At 44.5% G+C, this 857-nt stretch carries 2 protein-coding genes; one reads left to right on the plus strand and one right to left on the minus strand.

The window, feature by feature from the left end; all coding sequences use genetic code 11:
* On the minus strand, nucleotides 1-302 hold a 302-nt coding region (locus tag R7Q48_RS25855), incomplete at its 3' end, for a patatin-like phospholipase family protein (RefSeq protein WP_318133033.1).
* Nucleotides 303-537: 235 nt separating this feature from the next.
* Between R7Q48_RS25855 and R7Q48_RS25860 the strand changes: the two genes are divergently transcribed.
* Nucleotides 538-857, plus strand: a 320-nt coding sequence (locus R7Q48_RS25860) for a cation diffusion facilitator family transporter (RefSeq protein WP_318133034.1), incomplete at its 3' end; no start/stop codon positions are given.

Consider the following 857-nt stretch of genomic DNA (forward strand, 5'->3'; position numbering starts at 1 on the left):
ATGCCTAACTCTTCAAGTGTCACTTGCCACATCCAATCCAAATCCATGACATCACCACCGCGTATGAGCTGGCTGGGGGTGATGAACTCATTTCTTAGGCTGTAATCGAGATAGATTTTTAGGTTTCTGCCCGGCATTTTTGCCAAATAAGCGGCAAGATTACTTGCGCCAGCCGATACACCCCAAAAGCTGTCGAAGGGAGAAAAGTCCGCAGCTAAAAAATGGTCGAGTATTCCGCAAGAAAATACCCCTCGCATTGCGCCGCCTTCAACAATCAGTGCACGAGAACCTACATGTTCCATCTGCTTATCCGCTTTCTATCTTTTAGTTGAGTAACGGCAGCTTAACGTATAAGCGGCTGATTCCCAAACAAGGCCGCATATGTTCATGCGGGGAGGCATCAGATTGGCCAATCTTGAGTGCAGTGATGAACGCCTTTCTTAGTTTTCTATGTTGACTTTGTTTGATGATCAAACTAAATTTAAATCAAATATTTTGATTATCAAACAAACTAAGCAATAGGGATATGATTTATCTATGGCAATAGCACAACACACGCACGATTTTGTTTCTCATAACCATAAAGGTGAAAAGCGAACTTTTTATGTTCTGATTCTGACGCTTGTCACTATGGTGGTTGAGATTGCTGCGGGCACGCTTTTTGGCTCTATGGCCTTACTCGCCGATGGATGGCACATGGGCACTCATGCAGCGGCATTTTGCATCACCTTATTCGCTTATCGCTATGCTAAGCAAAATGCGAACAATGAGCGTTTTTCGTTTGGTACCGGGAAGGTCAGTGTTTTAGGTGGTTTTACGAGCGCGATTGCTTTGGGCATGGTGGCGCTAATGATGAT

The sequence above is a fragment of the Vibrio sp. 378 genome (assembly GCF_033339435.1).